We start from the raw sequence: 16197 nt of genomic DNA on the forward strand, positions 1-16197 counted from the left end.
AACATATATATCTTGGGGTGTGAGTTGTTTTCTGTGGTGTAGCCTCCACAGCTTCACCCGGGGGGGGGCGGGGGCCCCCCCCCGCCCCCCCCCCGGGGGGGGAGGGCCGGCGCGCGCCGCGGCGGACGGGTCAGTTGTTCGGGTCGTCGGCGCTGATGTCGGCCAGGACCGACTGCGGTTCGCGTTCGACCGCGAGGTCACCCATCGAGACCAGACCGACCAGACGCCCGTCGTCGATCACCGGGAGTCGGCGTACGGCGTACGTCCGCATCAGGTCCGCGGCGGCCACGGCATCGTCGTACTGACTCACCGTGATCACGTCGCGAGTGGTGATCTGGTTCAACCGGGTCGAGCCCGGGTCCATGTTCTCCGCGACACCTCGGACCGTGATGTCCCGGTCCGTGACGATGCCGACCACACTGTCGCCGTCGGTCACCACCACATCGCCGATCGCGCTGTCCCGCATCTCCTGCGCGGCGGCGATCAGCGTGTCGTTGCCGTCCATCGTCACCAACCGGGTCGTCATGAACTCTCCGACCGTTGTCATGGTGCTCCCCTCTCGGTGTCGGCACGGCCCGTCTACCCGCCGTCCGGGACGGGGTAACGCCGACTGGCCCGCCGGGCTATCCGTGCGGGTGTCGCAGCCGTCGCAGCTCGTAGAACCCGCTGCTGGTCAGGTTGTAGAAGGTCGGCAGCACCAGGAAGACCACCAACGCGATGAGCGGGCTGAGCAGGAATCCGACCAGGACCGCCGCCGCGTAGCCCAGGATGCCGACCGCGGCCCGCGTCCGTTCGGTGGGGAAGAACCGACGCGGAACGGTCTGGTCCAGCAGATCGTGATGCCGGGACAGGTAGTGGTACAGACCCAGCCAACTCCCGGAGACCAGCACACCGACCAGGCCGTAGAGGGCCACACCGGCCCGCTGGTCCGCCTGGTCACCCTGCTGCATCGCGTGCGAGACGACCGAGGTGGCGAACGGCAGCAGCGCGGTGCTGAACAGGACCGCGAGGTTGTACCACTGCAGGGCCTTTCCGCTGCTCTCCACCCGGTTGAAGGTGGCTCGGTGGTTGAGCCAACCCACCGCCACGTTGACGTACGACGTGACGTAGGCGAGGTACGCCGGCCACTGCTCGACAAGCGCGTGCAGCAACTGACCCCGGCCGACGTGGGGTGGTTGCAGGTCGAGCACCAGCAGCGTGATGACGATGGCGAAGACCCCGTCGCTGAACGACAGCAGCCGGGAGGTCTCCCGTCGCAGGCTCGGGCCGCCGGGGCGACCTCCGTCGCTGCTCGTGCCGGCGTCGTCGCTGCCCTGGTCGGCGCCCATCCCGGATCCCCTCCCGGCTGGCCCGCGACGGCGAAGCAGGCACGGGAGGGCGTATACCCGCCGACCACCGACACACCCGGACCCGCGTCGGTCCCGCCTTCCGAGGCTGGACGCGGTGGAGCGGGGGCCGGCTCTGCGTGGGTCAGCCTCGGGGCGGCATGCCGTAGATGCGCTCGACGTGCAGGCGGAGCACGATCCGCCCCTCGTCGACCATGGCCTGGCGGTACTCGTCCCAGTCGGGGTGTTCGCCGCTCAGCGCCCGGTAGAGCGCCACCAACTCCTCGACCGTGTCGTCGCCGACCTGGCCGGACGGCGGAGTCAGCTCGGCGCGGCCCTCGACCACCGCGTACGCCCAGCCGTCGTCGCTGCTGACGTGGAAGCTGGCGCGCGGGTCGCGGCGCAGGTTGGCGGTCTTGGCGCGGCCGTCGGTGACCGAGACCCGGATCAGCCCGGCGTCCCGGTCGAAGGAGTAGAGCACCGTGGACAGCTGCGGACGCCCGTCCCGCTTGATGGTGGCGAGCACCCCCATCGAGCGGCCGGCCACCAGATCGGTCAACGCCTGTTGGGTGCGGTCATCCGGCATGGTGTCCTCCAGGTTGGACGATCGTCTCCAGCCCATCCAAGCACGACCTGCCGGCCGTCGCGGGCGACCACCCGCAATGCCACCGAGCCCCCGCCGGCGGACGGCGAGGGCTCGGTGGCTCAGGTGAGGGGCGCCGGTCAGCGGCGCTCGGCGGCGACCAGCTCGGCGAGTTGCACCGCGTTGAGTGCGGCGCCCTTGCGCAGGTTGTCGTTGGAGCAGAACAGGGCCAGCCCGTGCTCCACGGTCTCGTCGACACGGATCCGGCCCACGTAGGTCGGGTCCTGGCCGGCGGCCTGCAAGGGCGTCGGGACGTCGGTGAGTGCCACCCCGGGCGCGTCGGCCAGCAGTTCGTGGGCGCGCTGCGGGGTGAGTGGCCGGGCGAACCGGGCGTTGATCTGGAGCGAGTGCCCGGTGAAGACCGGCACCCGGACGCAGGTGCCGGAGACCAACAGGTCGGGGATGTCCAGGATCTTGCGGCTCTCGTTGCGGAGCTTCTGCTCCTCGTCGGTCTCGAACGAGCCGTCGTCGACGATCGAACCGGCCAGCGGGAGGACGTTGAAGGCGATCGGCTGGGCGAACGAGCGCGGCGCGGGAAACTCCACGGCCGACCCGTCGAAGGCCAGCCCGGAGGCGTGCTCGGCCACCTTGCGGACCTGCTCGTCCAGCTCGGCGACACCGGCCAGCCCGGCACCGGAGACCGCCTGGTAGGTGGAGACGACCAGGCCGACCAGGCCCGCCTCGGCGTGCAGCGGGCGCAGCACCGGCATCGCGGCCATCGTGGTGCAGTTGGGGTTGGCGATGATGCCCTTCGGCCGGTCCAGGGCGGCCTGCGGGTTGACCTCGGCGACCACGAGCGGCACCTGCGGGTCCATCCGGAACGCCGACGAGTTGTCGATGACCACGGCGCCCGCCTCGGCGACCCGTGGCGCCAACTCGCGGGCGGTGCCCTTACCAGCCGAGAAGAGCACGATGTCCAGCTCGGAGTAGTCCGCGGTAGCGGCGTCCTCGACGGTGACCTCGCCGTCGCGCCACGGGAGCGTGCGCCCGGCGGACCGCGCCGAGGCGAACAACCGCACCTGCTCCGCTGGGAACTCCCGCTCCGCCAGCACCTGCCGCATCACGCCACCGACCTGGCCGGTGGCCCCCACAATGCCGATCCTCATGCCCGCGAGGCTACCGACCCCACAGCCGAAACCGGGACCCCTTTCCCACCCCCCGAGCCCCACCTCACACCCAACGCCCACCCCCTCCTTGGCGTTGATCATGAAGTTGTTGCCACGACACGCCGTGCCGAGTGACAACAACTTCATGATCGAGCGCAACGGTGCCGGGGGTGGGTCAGGACAGCAGGGTTCCTAGGGCTGTGGACTCCAGGTCGTCGCGGATCACTGCGGCGTCGCCCTCGATGACCAGGGTGAGGGCTTCCGGGTGCAGGTGGGTAGCTGCCGCCGCGGAGACCTGGTCCACGTCGGCGGAGAGCAGCGACTCCCGCAACCGCGCGTGGTAGTCGTCCGGCAGGCCGTGCACCACCAGGGTGGTCAGCGCGGAGGCGATCGCCCGAGGGCTCTGCAACTCGACCGAGAGCTGCCCGGCCCGCCAGGAACGGGCCACCTCCAGCTCCTCCTCGGTCACCCCGCTGGCCTGGGTACGGGTGATCTCACCCACCGCCTCGACCAGGGCCGGCGCGGTGACCGCGGTCTGCACGCCGGAGCTGACCGCGAACCGGCCGAAGCGCCGCGAAGCGGCGAACTCACCCCGGATGCCGTACGTGTAGCCGTGCACCTCGCGCAGCAGGTGGTTGAGCCGGGACGTGAACGCCCCACCGAGCACCGTGCCGGCAAGCGTCATCGGCACGTAGTCGGGGTGCGCCCGGTGTGCTGACGGGTGGCCCAGCCGCAGCGTGGACTGCACCGAGCCGGGCCGGTCCACCAGGATGATCCGTCGACCGTCGTGCAGCGGCACGTCAAGGGGGCCACCCCGCTCGGCGGGGCCGCCACCGGTGCCGGCGAACGCCGCGGCGGCCAGGGCGTCCAGGTCGATTCGGTCCAGGTCACCGGCGACGATCAGGGTGCCGGGGCGCAGGAACCACTCGGAGTGGAAGACCGTCACGTCCTCCACGTCCAACCCGGCCACCGACTCCGGGTCACCGTGCATCGGCCGCCCCCAGCGGTTCTGCGCCCCGAACAGGTCGGCGCGCAGCGCGGCGTCGGCGCGCGGCCCGGGGTTGGCCCAGTCCATGCGGAGCGCGGTCGCCTCGTCGTCGCGGACCCGGCGTACGTCTGCGGGGTCGAGCCGGGGTGTCCGGACCGCCTCGGCGAGCAACTCCACGGCCGCACTCAGCCGGTCCACCGGGATCACCACGCTGGCCTGGAACGAGTCCCAGTCCAGACCCGTGGACAGGGCGGTGCCGAGCCCTTCGACGGCGAGCGCGTACGCGGCGGCGTCCCGCTGAGCGGTCCCCTCCTCCAACGCCTTGGCCAGCACACCGGAGAGGCCCTCCTTGCCGACCGGCTCCTGGCCCGCGCCCACGTCGAGCAGCAGCAGGGCCACCGCGAGGTTCTGCCCCGGCAGGTGCGCGGCGACGACCTGACCACCGGCCACGGCGCGGCGGACCACCGGCGGGAACCGGTACGGGCGGGCGGCACCCGGGCCGGGACGGTCGGCGATCAGCGTCATGAGGTCTCCTCGGGCAGGTAGGTCAGGATCACCCGGTCGGTGGCGAGCACGTCGGCGGCGGCCTCGGCGATCTGCTCAGCGGTGACCGCGAGCAGGGCCGGCAACTGGTCGGCGATCCGGGCCGGGTCACCGAACTGCGTGGTGTACCGGCCGAGCAGGTCCGCACGACCGTCGACGGTGGACAGTTGACGCCACCAGCCGGTGCTGAGCAACGCCTTGGCCCGATCCAGTTCGGCGGCGGTGACCGGCACGGTGGCCAACTCGTCGACGACCGCGGCCAGCCCTTCGGCCAGCCGCTCGGCGCTCACTCCGGGGCGGGCGGTGGCGGTGGCGATAAGCGGTGCCGGGGCGTGTGCGAGATCCACCCCGTACGCCCCGACCAGATCCGGCTGCGCGATCCTCTCGCCGTCGGCGAGCCGCTGGTAGAGCCGGCTTCCCCGGCCGCTGCCGAGGATGGTGGCGAGCACGGTGATCACGTTGTAGCCGGGGCCGCCGAACGGGTAGCTGCGGTGGGCGATGTACACCCGCGGCGCCGGCACGTCGGCGCTCACCGACTCGACCGCGGTCTGCCCGGTGGCGGCGACGCTGCGGCCGTCCGGTGCCTGCGGGATGTCGTCGCGGGCGGGCAGCGCGCCGAAGTACTTGTCGGCGAGCGCGAACACGTCGGAGGCGGTGGCGTCGCCGACCACGGTGAGCACCGCGTTGTTCGGCGCGTAGTAGGTCTGGTGGAACGCCTGGAAGGTGGCGAGGTCGGCGGCGTTCAGGTCGGCCATCGAGCCGATCGTGGCGTGGTGGTAGGGGTGCCCCGGTGGGTAGAGCAGCGGCAGCAACCGCAGCCAGGCATCGCCGTAGGGCACGTTCTCGTAGCGCTGGCGGCGTTCGTTCTTCACCACGTCCCGCTGGTTGTCAAGCGTCTCCTGGGTGAGAGCGGGGACCAGGCCGCCCATCCGGTCGGCCTCCAACCAGAGCGCCAACTCCAGGTGTTCGGCCGGGACCGTCTCGAAGTAGTTGGTCCGGTCCGGGTTGGTCGTAGCGTTGAGCGAGCCACCGGAGCCCTGGATCAGCTTCATGTGTTCGGTCTTCGCCACGTTGACCGAGCCCTCGAACATCAGGTGTTCGAAGAGGTGGGCGAAGCCGGTCTGGCCAGCCGGCTCGTGCCGGGAGCCGACGTCGTACCAGAGGTTGACGGCCACGGCGGGCGCGGTGCGGTCCTCACTCACCACCACACGCAGGCCGTTGTCCAGTCGGGACGTCTGAATGGGCCAGGGGTAACCGCTGTCGGGCATGCCCCGACGCTATCCGATCTCGGGGACGGAAAGGTGACGTGCGGTCGGTCGGCGAGCCGACCCGACCGCATCGGCGTCGCCCTCGGCCGGCTGCGCCGTGGCCGGTTACTGCATCCGGACGGACACCCCCGCCTGGTGCTCGCCTTCGACCCGGTACGCAACCTGCCACCCGAACTGCGGGTGGCAGGTCCGCTGGCCTGGCTGCGTGACCAGACCTACCGGGGGTCGCGCCGGGCGCGCGGGGCGAGCGCTCAGTCCGGCGGCTCGACCGCGACCACGGTCTGATCCGAGGTACGACGTTCCAGCACCGTGTCCGGGGCGGCGTTCTGGTCGTCGGTCCGCATGTCCGACTCGGCGAGAATGGCCTCCGCCTGCGCCTGCGGGTCGTCGCTGCCCACCGCCGCCTCCTCGGGCAGAAGGTGGGCGCGCGACTCCACCCGGTCCTGATCGCTCTGCTCAACAGTCATGGCAGCCCTGTTACCCAGAGCGCACCTGCGCCACGCGACGTTCGCACCGCATCTTGGGACGACCGCCCGGGCGGCGCCGCCGAGTCGGGTACGCTGGCCCGGTGACGCGTTCCTATCGATGGTTTAGGCAGCCGGCTCGCACGCCGGTGACTTCACCATGAACTGACGTCACCACGGACCGAGCCGGCTGGGCAGGAGCTGTCGTTCCTGCCCTTTTGCGTACGAGCAGCCGGCTCGTCCCGGGCACCGGCCCCGGGCACGGTCGGCGGAAGGATGCCCACCGTGACGACCCCGGAGACCGATCGGGTCAGCGATCAACGGATCGACCGTGTCGTGCCGCTGACCACGCCCGCCCTGCTGCACCACGAGTTACCCCTGGACGCCCCGCTCGCGTCGGCCGTGTTGACCGGCCGCCGTGCGGTCGGTCGCGTACTGGACCGCGAGGACGACCGCCTGCTGGTCGTGGTCGGCCCCTGCTCGGTGCATGATCCGGCCGCCGCCCTCGACTACGCGCAACGTCTTCGGACGGCGGCCGACCGGCTGGCCGACGACCTGCTGATCGTCATGCGGGTCTACTTCGAGAAGCCCCGCTCCACGGTCGGCTGGAAGGGCCTGATCAACGATCCGGGCCTGGACGGCAGCGGGGACGTCAACACCGGTCTGCGGCTGGCCCGGTCGCTTCTGCTCGACGTACTGCGTCTCGGTCTGCCGGTGGGTTGCGAGTTCCTCGACCCGATCACCCCGCAGTACATCGCGGACACGGTGGCGTGGGGCGCGATCGGTGCCCGCACGGTGGAGAGCCAGGTGCACCGCCAGCTCGCCTCCGGCCTGTCCATGCCGATCGGCATGAAGAACCGCCCGGACGGCAGCATCGGCACGGCCGTGGACGCGATCCGCGCCGCCGGGGTGCCGCACGTCTTCCCCGGTATCGACTTCTCCGGCACCCCGGCGATCATGCACACCCGGGGCAACACCGACGGGCACCTGGTGCTGCGCGGCGGGGGCGGCCGGCCCAACTACGACGCCGACTCGGTCGCCGGGGCGCTGGACCTGCTCCGCGCGGCCGACCTTCCGGAGCGGCTGGTGATCGACGCCAGTCACGCCAACAGCGGCAAGGACCACCGCAACCAGCCGTTGGTCGCCGCGGACGTGGCCGCCCAACTGGCCGCCGGCCAGCGTGGCATCACCGGCGTGATGCTGGAGTCGTTCCTGCTGCCCGGCCGACAGGAGCTCGACCCGACCCGGGAGCTGGAGTACGGCCGCTCGGTCACCGACGCCTGCCTCGGCTGGGACGAGACCGCCGAGGTGCTCGACCACCTCGCCTCGGCCGTGCGGTCCCGCCGGGCCACCCTGCCGTCGACGGTGTGACGGCCCCGCCGCCTGAGGCTGTGACCGCCGACACGCAGGCTCAATAGCCTTCGCGGAATACCGTTCGGCAGGAGCCGCGTAGCGCCACTCGCCGAGAGGCGACCTGCACACCGACACCAGCGCCGCCCCCGGCTCACAAGGCCGGGGGCGGCGCTGTCTGTACTCAGGCAGCGCTGGCTGGATTCGGCGTGCTGCCACCCCCGCTACCCCCTCACTCCCCCGAACCTCCCTTTGCTCTGCACCCGTATGCGCACCACCTACCGCCGCCCTTCACCGAACCTGACCGTCGCTTCGGCGGGTGCAGAGCAAAGGGGAGTTCTCGCGGCAATCGACCATGAGGGCAGGCCTGCCGTCGGGGTGACGTTTGACCGATTCCGCCCCGGGTAGCTGATCGACGTGACCGACGACTCACCACAGGCCGACGAGCCGGACACCCGGGCACTCGACGACCTGCTCGACGGCATCTTCCGCGGGCAGGAGCGGGTCGAGCAGGCGGAGATCTACCGCCAGGCCGTGGCCGCCGAACTCCCGCCGGAGCTGCTCGCCCGCATCGACGCGCTCCCCGAGGGTGAGTACGCGGTCGACGAGGCCAGCGACCTGCTGGGCGGTTCGGTCGGCTGAGCGACCGCAGAAGGGACACCGACAATGTCGCACCACGAGGACCACGACGAGAAGGTGCCGGCGCTGGGTCAGCCCCCGAAGGGCAGGGACACCACGCCGGAGCCGGACTTCGCCAACGAGCACGACAAGACGGCGGTGGACCGGGACATCATCACCGGGGCGGACGAGGACGAACGGGAACCGGAGTCCCCACACGGTTGGTCCGGCATGCAGCGCTGAGGCGTACGACAAGAAAGGGGGCCGGCTTGATGCCGGCCCCCTTCCGCGCGTCGCGTCCACCCGTTGTCAGTCGTCGTCGTGGCCACCCTCGGCGGCCTGCTGCGCCGTCGCGTACGCCATCTGGAGGAAGTCCGACGCGGCCACCGCCGTCAGCGCGGTGGCCACCAGGCGGGTGAGTCGGGGCGCGAGCACCAGACCACCGGTCAGCCCGGTGGCCACCCAGACCGCCAGGCAGAACGGACAGCTCAGCAGCTCGCCGATGGCGTGCCGGGTCGGGCTGCCCGAGTCGCGGACCTGCTCCATCACCTCGCCGCTGCCGATCGGCCGGTCGTATCGGGTGAACGGCGCCCGCAGCGGGCTGGTCACCGCGTCCTTCGACAACAGCCGGCTCAGCTTGTGGGTGGCGATGGAGAGCAACACCACGTCGGATGGGGCGGGACGCTCCGGAACCGGCCGGCCGGTCGCCTTGACCAGACCGGCGAGAGCCCCGGTCACCCCGGCGTAGGCGCCCATCGCCGCCAGGTAGCCGCCCAGCGGCCGATGTTCGTGCGGCGCGTACGCCCGGCGCAGCCGGGCGGCCTTCTGCCGCAGGCCAGTGTTGCTCACCCGATCTCCTCACGTGTGTCGTGGTGGTGCGGGAGCGGCGTCCCGCAAAGTCGACTCAGCCGGCCTGGAGGTTGTCGGCGACCTCGCGTGCCAGGTTGGTGAGCGCCTCGTCGGCCAGTTGGTCCGGGCCGGGTCCGCCCGATCCGTCGGCCAGGTCGAGCTGGATCCGGGCGCCGCCGGAGTCCGCCGGCTCGACCCGCAGCTCGGCAGACCAGTCGTCGGCGTCTCCGTCGCCCCAGCGGGCGCGCAACTCCTCACCGCTGATCTCCGCGGCGGGGCTGCCGTCGCCGCGCAGCGGCTCCGGCAGCCAGGCCGAGGCGCGGTCGGGGTCGGTGGCCGTGCTGAAGACCACCTCGGGTGGCGCGGACATGCCGCGCACGGCGCGCGCCGGCATCACGCGTCCCGCAGGCGGCTGGGATCGACCTCGCGACCCGGGTGGCGGGCCAGGTACTCGGTCTCCAACTCGGCCGTGCGCCGCAGGTGGTTGGCGAGTGCGGAGTCCGCCGCGTGCCGCAGGGTGTCCAGGCGGGTGCGGTGCAGGCTGTGCATCTCGCGGATCAGGTCCTCGTCGGTCAGCTCCGTCGGGTCGATGCCGAGCAGGTCGCCGTCGAGACCGGGAGCGCCGGCCGGGTCGGCGACCTGGTCGCCGCCCCACTCGGGCACCCGCTGCTCCGGGCTCGTCTCCGCGCTACCGCTGGACGCGAAGCCGTCCTCGCGTACCGATCCGGTCATGATCGCCCCCCTTGATCTCGTTTGGGCTGGCATCTAGACGATTGCCCAGGCGCCGCGTCGCCAAACCACGGCGACGGGCGACAACTACGACACGGTGTCGGAGACCGGCGGCGCTCCCGGTACCCTCGATGCCATGAGGCGGCTCTGGACCCCGGCGTGGATCGCGCGTCACGTGGCCATGGTCGTGCTGGTCGTGGGTTTCCTCGGGCTGGGCTGGTGGCAGATCAGCCGGGCCACCGCCGGCAACAGCCTGAGCTGGGGGTACGCGGTCGAGTGGCCGATCTTCGCCGGCTTCGTGGTCTACGTCTGGTGGCGTGAGGTGAAGCTGGCCCGCCGCCGTTCGGTGGAGGCCGACGCGCCGCCCGAGGATCCGGTCGTCGAGCCGGCGCCGGAGGTCACCACCGGGTCCCGACCGGCGGTACGCCGACCGGTGCGGGTGGCTCGGGTGCCGGCCAGCGGCGATGTCGTCGAGGACACCGACCTGGCCGCCTACAACCACTACCTGTCATGGTTGAACGCCAATCCGGGCGCCCGGCCCGGTGACTATCCCGGCTGAGCCGGGCTCGGAAGGACGGACGACGGTGGGCGCTGCCCTTACCCGGTACCGCGTGATCGCCTGGATCGTGGGCGTGGTGCTGATCCTGCTTGTCGTGATCGGCATGCCCCTGAAGTACGCGTTCGACAACCCGGTCGTGGTGGAGACGATCGGGCCGGCGCACGGCTTCCTCTACATGATCTACCTGGTGGCCGCCTTCGACCTGAGCCGGCGAGCCGACTGGCCGTTGAAGCGGATGCTGCTGGTGATGCTTGCCGGCACCGTGCCGTTCGTCTCGTTCTACGCCGAGCGCCGGGTCAGCGCCTGGGTGGCCGCACCGCAGGCCGAACGGGCGCCGGAGCCGGTCGCCCCCTGAGCTTGCTGAACGGCCGGCGGGCCGACGCCGACCCGGCGCCGGTCCACCGACCGCCGGATCAACGGTTGGGCCGCCACGGCTCCGCCGAGGCGGTCGGGTCGACCCAACCGCCGTAGCGGTTGACCTCCCGGGCCCGCAGCAGAGCCCGGGTGACCTGGCCGAACTGTCGTTCGTCGTCGGCGCTGAACAGCAGCACCTCCGCCCCTCGGTACCACCCCCACAGCTCGTGCGGCGGTGGGCGCCAACGGTCGCCGACCAGGGCGAGGGCGGCCGGGAGCAGGAACACCGCGCCGAGGATCAGGTACGCCTCGGCGGTGAGGCGCTGTAGGCCGCCGGTGAAGCCGAGGAGCACCCCGACACCGCCGAGCATGCTGGCGGTGATGACGACGGCCCGCACGGCGATCCGGTCGTGCGGGCCCCGGGTGGTACGTAGGTGGGTCAGGTCAGCGACTCGGTAACTGGTCCGACCGACGGTGAACCTGTCGACGGTCACGATGATCCCGGGCCGCGCGTACAGCAGGGTCGGCCGGGCACCCGGCACCGTTCGCGGCGGTCGCGTCTTTGCGCCTTCACGATTCACGGTTCCTCCCGCAGGGGACGGTTGGCCGAGGCGCCCGTCGGTGACGCTTCTCGCTACCTGTCGACGGGATTCCCGGCTCCGGACTTCATTGTGTTGCGGCACCGCCAGTCGACCTGGGCATTTACGGGCTCCCGACAGCTCGCCACGACCCGGTGACATCGCCGAGAAACAGCATCCATTTCAGCTTTTATCGGTTATGGCGGCCAGTAATCCGGCGGCATATGCCCGGAACAACGAAAGTCGTATATCCGTCAGCAGCTCGCGAAAGGGACTATGTCCCCCGCATTCGGAGGTGTCATCAGCCACGATGACGCCACCCGGCTCAGGTGCACAGCGGGCAACTCTCCCAACTTTCGCCCCTGCTTCAACTGCGAGCGACATCCGTCCCGGGTTAGGTTGGGCGAGCCGGTCCGGCCCAGTGCCGTCCGCCCGGATGGCCCCGGCCGGTGTCGTCGAGGGCGTCAGCAGCCCCGACGGCCCGTGGGAGAGGGGCCTTCCGCTCTTGTCATCCCTGAGAAATCTGCTGCGTACCGTGGCGCTGGTCGGAATGTCGGCCGCGCTGATCGCCCCGACGGCGGCGGCCCAGGCCGAGCCGTCCCCCGCCGACCTGACCCGCCGGATCGAGACGTCCTCGGCCGAGTTGGAACGGGTCGTGGAGTCGTACAACAAACTTCGTGAGGAGATCAAGACGAACGAGGCCGCGGCGGCCCGATTACAGGCCCGTATCGGCCCGCTGGAACAGCAGGTCGAGCAGAGCCGGGCCGATGTGGCAGAGCTTGCCTCCACCGCGTACAAGAGTGGCGGCCTGCGCACCGCGGACGCCCTGCTGCGTCCCGGCGGCTCGGCAGCGCTGCTCGACCGTCTCGGCACGATCGAGCAGTTGACCCGCCAGCGGCAGGAGCGCATCTCCGGCTTCACGGCCAACCAGCAGCGGCTGCTGGACGAGAAGACCCGCCTGGACGCCACCCTGCGCCGGCAGGCCGCGCAGGCTCGCCAGCTCGCGGCGGGCAAGAAGCAGATCGAGCAGGACCTGGCCAAGCTGTACGAGCTGCGCCGGCAGGCGTACGGGGCCGCCACCGAGCGACCCGCGCCCAAGGCGGCGTCGACGGAGGCGAAGAACGTGCCCGCCGTGTCCGGTGCTGCCGGCACGGCGGTTCGCTACGCGTTCGGCGCGATCGGCAAGCCGTACGTCTGGGCAGCCGACGGGCCGAACGGCTACGACTGTTCGGGGCTGACCTCGGCGGCCTGGCGGGCGGCCGGGAGGTCCCTGCCACACAACACCCGGATGCAGTGGAGCGCGGTCGCCCACATCGGGCGGGGCGACCTACGCCCCGGCGACCTGGTCTTCTACAGCGGGCTCGGGCACGTCGCCCTCTACGTGGGCGACGGTCAGGTGATCGACGCCCCAAGCGCCGGTCGCAACGTGCTCAAGCGCGGCATGAACATGATGTCCATCCAGGGTTACGGTCGGGTCCGCTGACCCGGTGCGGAAACGGCGAACGGCCGGCGTCCCCCTATCGGACGCCGGCCGTTCGCCGTCATTACTACCAGCTCAGGCTGCCTGCAGCCCCTCCGCCCGGGCCAGCTCGCGGAGCCGGCCGAGGGCCTGGATCTCGAGCTGCCGAATCCGCTCACGGGACAGCGAGAACCGGGACGCGACCTCGGTGAGCGAGTGCTCCCGGCCGTCCTCCAGCCCGTAGCGGGCCCGCATGATGCCGGCGGACCTGTCGTCGAGGTGGTTGAGCAGCCCCTCGATGCGCTGCCGCTCCAAGCCGCTCAGGACGATGTCCTCCGGCGACGGGGCGTCACTGTCGGCGACCAGGTCACCGAGGTTCGTGTCGCCGTCGTCCCCGACCGGGGTGTCGAGCGAAACGGTGTCCTGCGACCAGCGGCGCAGCTCGTTCACCCGTTCGACGGTGACCCCGAGGGCGGTGGCGATCTGCTCCGGCTCCGGGTCGCTGCCCAGCTCACGGGTCAGTTGACGCGCCACGTTGCGCATCCGGTTGACGTCCTCCACCAGGTGCACCGGCAGGCGGACGGTGCGCTCCTGCTGGGCGATGGCCCGGCTGATCGCCTGCCGGATCCACCAGGTCGCGTAGGTGGAGAACTTGTAGCCGCGCTCGTAGTCGAACTTCTCGACCGCCCGGACGAGGCCGGTGTTGCCCTCCTGGATCAGGTCCAGCATGGGCATCCCCGAGCGCACGTAGCGTCGGGCGATCGACACGACCAGTCGGAGGTTCGCGCGGATGAAGAGGTCCTTCGCCCGCTCCCCCTCGACGACCAGCCACTCCAGGTCGGCCCGGTCGACACCGGCGGGAACGGCTTCCTCACCGAGCAGGTGCTCGGCGTAGAGGCCGACCTCGATCGCCTTGGAGAGATCGACCTCCTTGGCGGCGTCCAGCAGTGGCGTCCGAGAGATCTCGTGCAGGTAGACGCCGACCAGGTCGCGCTCCTCGGCAACCTCGTCGGTTCGCATGCCGATGTTCTTGTCCACGTTGCCCACGGTCCCCTCGCTCGCGCCGGTTGCCCGGTTCCTTGCCATTCCCCACACCTGTCAGCCCCTGGTAACTTCTGCTGTGCCCATCGGTGCTGACACCTACACAACAGATGAGACGTGTCGGGGATTCCTCGTCGTGAGTCGAAAGTGTCACGAATGCCTGAGTAGTAGCTGAGAGCACGGTCCATGTTTGCTGTCAGCACCCCATCGGGTGGCTCGCCACTGGGCACCACGTACGGGTCACCGCACACCATGGCAACACCGCCCGCCGTGGGGGCACAGCGACCCGGGTCACCACCACGATGCGATTCTGGTCACTGCCAGATACGCGCCGCTGGACCGGTCGGTTCATCCACGGGGGTGTTATTACCCCCGGGCCAGTTGAACAATCCGAGACCCCGTTCGCTTCCCGGGGTGAGTAACGGGCGTCAGGAGGCCAGCAGGGCGAGGGCGCCGCGCACCTGGTCGGCCGAGCGGGCCAGCGCGGCCCGGGCGGCGTCGATCTCGGCACCCGAGACGAGCGAGACGAGGGCCGTCTTCAGGTCGCCGTCGGCCTCGGTGAGGGCCTGCCGGGAGAGTTCCTCCGAGCATCCGGTCGCCTCGACCAGGATCGAGATCATTCGTCCCCGAAGCTTCGCGTTGGTGGCCACCATGTCGATCATGAGGTTCGAGTAGACCCGACCCAGGCGCACCATGACGGCGGTCGAGAACGTGTTGAGCACCAACTTCTGTGCGGTGCCCGCCTTCATCCGGGTCGACCCGGTGACCACCTCGGGTCCGGTGTCCACCCCGATGAACACGTCGACCGACCGGGCGGCCTCCGCTTCTGGATTGGCGCAGAGCAGCACCGTCGATGCGCCCTTGCCGCGGGCTGCGCCAAGCGCCCCGAGGACGTACGGCGTGCGTCCGCTGGCCGCCAGACCGACCACCAGGTCACCCGTACGTACACAACTCGCCGCTTCGACCGCGCCGCCCCGGTCGTCGTCCTCGGCGTCCTCTACGGCCCGCCACATGGCGTCCGGGCCGCCCGCGAGGTGTGCGCAGAACCAGTGTCGGGGCGAGTTGAAGGTGGGGGCCAGTTCGGCCGCGTCGAGCACGCCCAGCCGGCCGGAGGTGCCGGCCCCGAAGTAGTGCACCCGGTGACCGCCGCGCAGCGCCGCGACCGCCAGGTCGACGGTGGTGGCGATCTCGTCGAGCACCGCGGCGACCGCCGCCGGCACCCGCCGGTCAGCCTCGTTGATCACGGTGAGCACGTCCCGGGTCGACATCAGGTCCAGGTCGACGCTGAGCGGGTTACGCCGTTCGGTGGGGGCGCCCACCCGGACCGTCGGGCGAGCGGGCGGTGCGGGCATCTCCGCACCCGCCGTCATGCCCGCCTCCGGTTGGCACCCACCCGGTGCGACTGGACCGCCTCGGCGGTCGCCTCCAGGGCCTTGCGGGCGCGGGCCCGGTTGCGGGCGGCCACGCCGACGAAGAGGCAGTCGACGACTGTGAGCTGGGCCAGTCGGCTGGCCGTGGCGCCGGAACGGTAGGTGGTCTCCCGGGCCGCCGTGGTCAACACGAAGTCCGCCACGTCGGTGATCGGCGAGCGCGGGAAGTTGGTCAGCGCCACGGTCGCGGCACCGCGGCTCCGGGCCTGCTCCAGCACCTCGATCACGTCGGAGGTGGTGCCGGTGTGCGAGATGCCGATGGCCACGTCACCCCGCCCGAGGAGGGCGGCCGAGGTCAGCGCGGTGTGCACGTCCGGGAAGTAGAAGGCGATCCGGCCGATGCGGTGCAGCTTCTGCTGGAAGTCCGAGGCGACGAACCCGCTGGCACCGGCGCCGTAGATGTCGATCCGACCGGCACCGCTGATCGCCTCGACCACCTGCTCGCAGACGGCAGGGTCGAGTTGCTCGGCGGTCTCCTCGACGGCACGGGCGTCGTTGAACGCGATGGTGGCGATGATCTGGGCGAGGTCGGCACCGGGCGGAATGTCGCCACCGACCACCCGGGCGTCCGGTGGCTCGATCCGTCGGGCGGCCTCGGCGGCGAGGCGGATGCGCAGCTGGGGGTAGCCGTCCATGCCCACCGAGCGGCAGAACCGGATGACTGTCGCCTCGGATGTCTCGGCTGCGGTGGCGAGGTCGGTGATTGTCCGCCGAGCGGCAGCCGCCGGGTCGGAGACGACCAGCCGGGCGACCCGCTGCTCGGCGGGCGACAGCGACGGCAACAGCCCGCTGATGTGGACGATCAGTCCACCGGGCTCGTGACTCGCAGAAATCTTCGGACTCTTCGCCACGGATGAAACTTACTTTCACCAAGCGTGAGCGTCAACTATGAC

The 16197-nt window shown here is 71.0% G+C and carries 21 protein-coding genes; 7 read left to right on the forward strand and 14 right to left on the reverse strand.

What is annotated here, in order from left to right; translation table 11 throughout:
• Positions 1-130: 130 nt before the first annotated feature.
• From ACWER9_RS22055 to ACWER9_RS22080, 6 genes are all read right to left on the reverse strand, one after another.
• On the reverse strand, positions 131-547 hold the full coding sequence (locus ACWER9_RS22055) for a CBS domain-containing protein (protein ID WP_030333361.1): 417 nt from the start codon (positions 545-547) through the stop codon (positions 131-133).
• A gap of 76 nt (positions 548-623) precedes the next feature.
• Entirely contained in the window at positions 624-1328 is a 705-nt protein-coding gene (locus ACWER9_RS22060) for a TMEM175 family protein (protein ID WP_452303623.1), read from the reverse strand.
• Positions 1329-1470: 142 nt separating this feature from the next.
• Positions 1471-1911 (reverse strand): PPOX class F420-dependent oxidoreductase, encoded by a 441-nt coding sequence (locus ACWER9_RS22065; protein WP_452303671.1) that lies wholly within the window; start codon positions 1909-1911, stop codon positions 1471-1473.
• Between the two features lie 137 nt (positions 1912-2048).
• Positions 2049-3074: an aspartate-semialdehyde dehydrogenase gene (locus ACWER9_RS22070; protein WP_452303624.1), complete on the reverse strand. Its 1026-nt coding sequence runs from the start codon at positions 3072-3074 to the stop codon at positions 2049-2051.
• Positions 3075-3249: 175 nt separating this feature from the next.
• Positions 3250-4587: a M16 family metallopeptidase gene (locus tag ACWER9_RS22075; protein WP_452303625.1), complete on the reverse strand. Its 1338-nt coding sequence runs from the start codon at positions 4585-4587 to the stop codon at positions 3250-3252.
• Positions 4584-5873, reverse strand: a complete 1290-nt coding sequence (locus tag ACWER9_RS22080) for a M16 family metallopeptidase (protein WP_452303626.1) — start codon at positions 5871-5873, stop codon at positions 4584-4586. Before ACWER9_RS22080 ends, ACWER9_RS22075 begins: the two co-directional genes overlap by 4 nt.
• Positions 5874-5906: 33 nt before the next feature.
• Here ACWER9_RS22080 and ACWER9_RS22085 point away from each other — a divergent pair, with 33 nt between their 5' ends.
• Positions 5907-6158: a hypothetical protein gene (locus ACWER9_RS22085; protein ID WP_452303627.1), complete on the forward strand. Its 252-nt coding sequence runs from the start codon at positions 5907-5909 to the stop codon at positions 6156-6158.
• On the opposite strand, the gene ACWER9_RS22090 is transcribed toward ACWER9_RS22085, so the two are convergent.
• Entirely contained in the window at positions 6125-6340 is a 216-nt protein-coding gene (locus ACWER9_RS22090) for a hypothetical protein (protein WP_452303628.1), read from the reverse strand. The genes ACWER9_RS22085 and ACWER9_RS22090 overlap by 34 nt on opposite strands.
• A gap of 273 nt (positions 6341-6613) precedes the next feature.
• Between ACWER9_RS22090 and ACWER9_RS22095 the strand changes: the two genes are divergently transcribed.
• The 3 genes from ACWER9_RS22095 to ACWER9_RS22105 all read left to right on the forward strand — a co-directional run bounded on the left by ACWER9_RS22095 (position 6614) and on the right by ACWER9_RS22105 (position 8548).
• Positions 6614-7708: a 3-deoxy-7-phosphoheptulonate synthase gene (locus ACWER9_RS22095; protein ID WP_452303629.1), complete on the forward strand. Its 1095-nt coding sequence runs from the start codon at positions 6614-6616 to the stop codon at positions 7706-7708.
• Between the two features lie 387 nt (positions 7709-8095).
• Positions 8096-8329: a hypothetical protein gene (locus tag ACWER9_RS22100; protein WP_452303672.1), complete on the forward strand. Its 234-nt coding sequence runs from the start codon at positions 8096-8098 to the stop codon at positions 8327-8329.
• Between the two features lie 24 nt (positions 8330-8353).
• A complete protein-coding gene (locus ACWER9_RS22105; RefSeq protein ID WP_452303630.1) occupies positions 8354-8548 on the forward strand; it encodes a hypothetical protein in 195 nt (64 codons plus the stop codon).
• 66 nt (positions 8549-8614) lie between these two features.
• On the opposite strand, the gene ACWER9_RS22110 is transcribed toward ACWER9_RS22105, so the two are convergent.
• From ACWER9_RS22110 to ACWER9_RS22120, 3 genes are read right to left on the reverse strand one after another with little or no spacing between them, the layout of a single operon-like run.
• Entirely contained in the window at positions 8615-9154 is a 540-nt protein-coding gene (locus tag ACWER9_RS22110) for a DUF1360 domain-containing protein (RefSeq protein ID WP_452303631.1), read from the reverse strand.
• Between the two features lie 55 nt (positions 9155-9209).
• Complete coding sequence (locus tag ACWER9_RS22115; protein ID WP_452303632.1) at positions 9210-9548, reverse strand: SRPBCC family protein; 339 nt, start codon at positions 9546-9548, stop codon at positions 9210-9212.
• Entirely contained in the window at positions 9548-9889 is a 342-nt protein-coding gene (locus tag ACWER9_RS22120; RefSeq protein WP_452303673.1) for a DUF6158 family protein, read from the reverse strand. The genes ACWER9_RS22115 and ACWER9_RS22120 overlap by 1 nt, the downstream gene beginning before the upstream one ends.
• Positions 9890-10019: 130 nt before the next feature.
• On the opposite strand from ACWER9_RS22120, the gene ACWER9_RS22125 reads away from it, so the two are divergent.
• Positions 10020-10442, forward strand: coding sequence for a hypothetical protein (locus ACWER9_RS22125; RefSeq protein WP_452303633.1), 423 nt, complete (start codon positions 10020-10022; stop codon positions 10440-10442).
• 25 nt (positions 10443-10467) lie between these two features.
• Positions 10468-10797: a DUF3817 domain-containing protein gene (locus tag ACWER9_RS22130; protein ID WP_452303634.1), complete on the forward strand. Its 330-nt coding sequence runs from the start codon at positions 10468-10470 to the stop codon at positions 10795-10797.
• A gap of 58 nt (positions 10798-10855) precedes the next feature.
• On the opposite strand, the gene ACWER9_RS22135 is transcribed toward ACWER9_RS22130, so the two are convergent.
• Entirely contained in the window at positions 10856-11377 is a 522-nt protein-coding gene (locus ACWER9_RS22135; RefSeq protein WP_452303635.1) for a DUF6232 family protein, read from the reverse strand.
• Positions 11378-11879: 502 nt separating this feature from the next.
• Between ACWER9_RS22135 and ACWER9_RS22140 the strand changes: the two genes are divergently transcribed.
• Entirely contained in the window at positions 11880-12857 is a 978-nt protein-coding gene (locus tag ACWER9_RS22140) for an NlpC/P60 family protein (protein ID WP_452303636.1), read from the forward strand.
• Positions 12858-12929: 72 nt separating this feature from the next.
• Here the strand turns inward: ACWER9_RS22140 and ACWER9_RS22145 are convergent, their stop codons facing one another.
• The 3 genes from ACWER9_RS22145 to ACWER9_RS22155 form a co-directional block, all read right to left on the reverse strand.
• The gene (locus tag ACWER9_RS22145; RefSeq protein WP_452303637.1) at positions 12930-13919 is read right to left on the reverse strand and encodes a sigma-70 family RNA polymerase sigma factor; all 990 of its coding nucleotides are present in this window, start codon (positions 13917-13919) and stop codon (positions 12930-12932) included.
• Positions 13920-14302: 383 nt separating this feature from the next.
• Positions 14303-15244 carry an N-acetylmuramic acid 6-phosphate etherase gene (gene murQ / locus ACWER9_RS22150; protein WP_452303638.1) on the reverse strand — a complete coding sequence of 314 codons (942 nt, stop codon included), beginning with the start codon at positions 15242-15244 and terminating at the stop codon, positions 14303-14305.
• Positions 15241-16155, reverse strand: a complete 915-nt coding sequence (locus ACWER9_RS22155; protein ID WP_452303639.1) for a MurR/RpiR family transcriptional regulator — start codon at positions 16153-16155, stop codon at positions 15241-15243. Before ACWER9_RS22155 ends, murQ begins: the two co-directional genes overlap by 4 nt.
• Positions 16156-16197: the final 42 nt, after the last annotated feature.

Source organism: Micromonospora sp. NPDC003944 (assembly GCF_053605225.1).